Annotated in this window: 1 protein-coding gene; it reads right to left on the bottom strand. The window is 48.3% G+C overall.

What is annotated here, in order from left to right; genetic code table 11:
• The coding region (locus M595_RS28730) for a SanA/YdcF family protein (protein WP_023070061.1) at nt 1-329 on the bottom strand (329 nt) is incomplete at both ends.

The raw sequence follows: 329 nt of genomic DNA, 5'->3' as shown, positions 1-329 counted from the left end.
TGGGCGTAGTATTGCATGGCAATCACTTCATTGTATTCCGGTGTGGCGTTATCTCCAGTCATTAAGATTTTCCCGACTCGCCCCAGATGATACAGGTCAATTGCCCCTTGTATGCGATCTCCAAGCATCGGCATGGGTGTTCCATCCCCCCATACCCCCGCCCCAAAAACAATGGCAACGGGTTTAGACGGAACTTGGTTGATATTGGTATAGCGACGAGTATAGGTACTCGCTTCAACGTAAGAACGGAGTGCTAATGGCGTTAACAACGCTCCCAACAAGATTAGAGGGAGAGAAAGAGAAATATGCCAGTGACGAGTTAACCCTTT

Origin of the sequence: Lyngbya aestuarii BL J (genome assembly GCF_000478195.2) — a bacterium.
Classification (GTDB): Bacteria; Cyanobacteriota; Cyanobacteriia; order Cyanobacteriales; family Microcoleaceae; genus Capilliphycus; species Capilliphycus aestuarii.
The sequence above is the reverse complement of the archived record's forward strand: the minus strand, read 5'-3'. Positions and strand labels throughout refer to the sequence as shown.